The sequence below is a fragment of the Sulfurovum sp. genome (assembly GCF_041562805.1).
Classification (GTDB): Bacteria; Campylobacterota; Campylobacteria; order Campylobacterales; family Sulfurovaceae; genus Sulfurovum.
Genome location: NZ_JBFFOH010000224.1, coordinates 1 through 3196, shown reverse-complemented (window position 1 = coordinate 3196; position 3196 = coordinate 1). Strand labels below are relative to the sequence as shown.

The following is a 3196-nucleotide window of genomic DNA, read 5'->3' as shown; positions in this document are numbered from 1 at the left end:
AGTACCACGGCATTGGTTGTACATCATAAAAGCGCGACGTATTATTCTCTCTAAATAAATATATAGCTTGTCATAGAATTATCAGAAAATGGTAATTTTTATCGTTCCCTTAAAGGGAACGATCTATCTTAGTATTTATCTCCTTACTATCTTTTTAGAATTATGAAAGGATACCGTACTCTTTCCCGTAGTTCTCAACAACAAAATCAATATCTTTATCTCCTCGACCTGAGAGGTTGACGAGAATAGTACCCATGTTTGGTTCTTGAGCCATTTTGATAGCATAGGCTACAGCATGTGCAGATTCAATAGCAGGGATGATACCTTCTTCTCGTGAGAGTTCAAAAAATGCATCAATCGCCTCTTTGTCATTGATAGAAGCATAGTTAACGCGTCCGATATCTTTGAGGTAAGCATGTTGTGGTCCAACAGACGGGTAGTCAAGACCACTTGCTACAGAGTAGACATCTCCAGGTTCACCTTGTTCATCTTGAAGCATGTAAGATTTAAATCCGTGCATCACTCCAGGTTCACCCTTGGTCATCGTAGCCGCATGCTCTCCTGGAACATCAAGGTCTCTACCTGCAGGTTCAACACCATGCATGGCAACATCTTCATCATCCATAAAGGCTGTAAAGAGTCCTAAGGCATTAGATCCCCCACCTACACAGGCAACAAGATTATCAGGGAGCTTCCCTGTCATTTGTGTAAATTGTTCTTTTGCTTCCACACCTACGATGGATTGGAAGTCCCTTACCATCCCAGGGAAAGGATGAGGCCCTACGACTGAACCGATGGCATAAAATTGTGTTACAGGATCTCCTAAATATGCTTCAAAAGCACTGTCCACGGCTTCTTTGAGTGTACGACGACCATGTGTCGCAGGGATGACATTTGCTCCGAGTATATGCATACGCACGACATTTGGATGTTCTTTAGCCATATCCACTTCACCCATGTAAATGTCACACTCCAAACCTACCAATGCAGCTGCAGTTGCGAGTGCCACACCATGTTGACCTGCACCTGTCTCCGCGATGAGTTTTTTCTTACCCATTTTTTTTGCCAGTAATGCTTCACCTAAACAGTGGTTGATCTTATGTGCACCTGTGTGATTCAGGTCTTCTCTTTTGAGGTAAATATCTGCACCATATTTTGCTGAGAGATGTTTTGCATGAAAGATAGGACTTGGACGTCCAACAAAATGTTGATAAAGGGAAGTGAGTTCTTCAAGAAATTCTGGATTTTCACGGATCTCTTCATATGAAGCTGTGATCTCATCCATGATACTTTGAAGTTGAGGAGGGATGAAAGCCCCTCCATATTCTCCAAAATAACCTTTTTCATCAGGCAGTGGACAATTAAAAATATTTTTTGGCATAAAGATTCCTTTTTTTGATGTTCAAATATTGTACTTTAAAATACTTTTTGAGTGACTGAATAGGTATTCTATGATAAAATAATGTTTAGAAAAAGGAGTGGGTATGCAAAGAATTGGGTATAGTAAAGAAATTTTAGGATGAAGTTAAAAAAAGGAACTTATAAACATTATAAAGGTAATTTATATGAAGTTTTTATGACAGCACAACATTCAGAAACTGAAGAATGGATGGTTGTCTATAAGGCGTTATATGGAAAAGAAGGTATGTGGGTACGTCCTTATGCTATGTTTATAGAAAAAGTAGTCATTGAGGGAAAAGAGGTAGAACGTTTTGCGTATATTGGGAATGAAAGTTAAATTCCCTGAACAAAAGTAAGATACCACTTATTGTTAATACAAAACATTATGCTTCTTTGAGATAAAATCAATCATGAATATCAAAAAAATAGAGGAAAGATATGTTCCATAAATATATAAAATTAATATTGGTTTCAACTGCATTACTGCAAGCAGCACCTAAAGTTTTTAATTCTTTAGGTAATGAACTGGAACTATTCCAGAAAGATTGCCAAACATTTCAAAAGATCTCTATGCTATCGGCAGAGATACAGAAAGAGTGTAATGCATTTCATCTCCAGGCCAATAATGCATTCAAGACCGGCTATAAACTGGACAGTTATGTCGACAGCGATTATATTAATGAAAAAGCATTAAATAGATATCTTTCTCTTCTACGCAATCTTGATAAACGTAAAGAAAAGATCTTAGGACTTGTCTACGTTGAAACACGTAACGCACGTAAAGAAAACAATTTTAGCTATTACGGAGAACTGATTGCAAATCATAATGTTAAACTCTATGATTCAGATTACGAGTTTATGGGAAAACATAAAAAGATCTTCAGTAAAAATGCCAGATATGTTTCTAATATTACACATATACAATCTTTAGAAGAAGAACGCATCGAAAATAAAAAGCGCAGAAAGAATAATATATTGCAGAGTGAACTTCCAATAGGTTTGATGGATCAAGTATCACCTAAAGCATTTAATTCTTTGGGGAATGAACTCGAATCATTCAAGGAAGATTGTCAAGCATTTCAAAAGATCACTAAGATACCTGTAGCGATACAGGAATCATGTAACAAGTACTACTTACAACTTAATAAAGCATTTAAGTTAGGCTATAAACTTGATCCTTCTGTTGAGAAAGACAATGTCAATGAAAAAGAGTTACATAAATATCTTTTTATGCTGCGTCATCTTGATAAACGTAAAGAAAAGATCTTAGGTCATATCTATGCGGAAGCACGAAAAGCACGTAAACAAAACAATTTTAGCTATTACGGTGAACTGACTGCAAATTATAAAGTTAAACTCTATGGTTCAGATTACGAGTATATGGAAAAATATAAAAAGATCTTCAGTAAAAATGCCAGATATATTTCTCATAGCAAACATTTACAAGTTTTAGAAGGAGAACGCCTCAAAAAAGAGAAAGTAAAACGTAAAAAGTTCATAAAGAGTAAAAAATATTATAGATTAGAATCTTAAATAGGCTAACAATCTCTGTTAGAGTGGTTTTTTTTTATTTGTCTGTTGGTGGTATGGAATATTTTCTTAAATACCTTCCATTTTTCTTGCTTCAAAATCTACTAAATACTCTCCAGAAAACTTAAAAGACAACTCTATCGGACGACAGCATACTTCGCAGTCTTCGATATAGTCACTATCTTCTTCTGAACTATCAAGTATCATAGAGATACGTTCCCAACAGTAGGGACAGCTAAAAAAATGTTCCATTAGTGATTCTTTT

General features: G+C 35.7%; 4 protein-coding genes. 2 read left to right on the top strand and 2 right to left on the bottom strand.

Going from position 1 to position 3196, the window contains the following annotated elements; genetic code table 11:
- Positions 1–160: 160 nt before the first annotated feature.
- The gene (gene trpB / locus ABYK33_RS14965) at positions 161–1381 is read right to left on the bottom strand and encodes a tryptophan synthase subunit beta (protein ID WP_373034111.1); all 1221 of its coding nucleotides are present in this window, start codon (positions 1379–1381) and stop codon (positions 161–163) included.
- Positions 1382–1519: 138 nt separating this feature from the next.
- Between trpB and ABYK33_RS14960 the strand changes: the two genes are divergently transcribed.
- Together ABYK33_RS14960 and ABYK33_RS14955 are read left to right on the top strand one after the other, a co-directional pair.
- Complete coding sequence (locus ABYK33_RS14960) at positions 1520–1738, top strand: DUF1653 domain-containing protein (protein WP_373034109.1); 219 nt, start codon at positions 1520–1522, stop codon at positions 1736–1738.
- Between the two features lie 101 nt (positions 1739–1839).
- Entirely contained in the window at positions 1840–2934 is a 1095-nt protein-coding gene (locus ABYK33_RS14955) for a hypothetical protein (RefSeq protein WP_373034108.1), read from the top strand.
- A 66-nt stretch (positions 2935–3000) separates the two neighbouring features.
- Here ABYK33_RS14955 and ABYK33_RS14950 read toward each other — a convergent pair.
- Positions 3001–3196 (bottom strand): CPXCG motif-containing cysteine-rich protein (locus ABYK33_RS14950; RefSeq protein ID WP_373034106.1); only part of this gene is annotated, 196 nt, incomplete at its 5' end.

Excerpts from the sequence above, each read along its gene's own strand:
- trpB (WP_373034111.1), bottom strand. The coding sequence starts at position 1,381 with ATGCCAAAAAATATTTTTAATTGTCCACTGCCTGATGAAAAAGGTTAT.
- ABYK33_RS14960 (WP_373034109.1), top strand. The coding sequence starts at position 1,520 with ATGAAGTTAAAAAAAGGAACTTATAAACATTATAAAGGTAATTTATAT.
- ABYK33_RS14955 (WP_373034108.1), top strand. The coding sequence starts at position 1,840 with ATGTTCCATAAATATATAAAATTAATATTGGTTTCAACTGCATTACTG.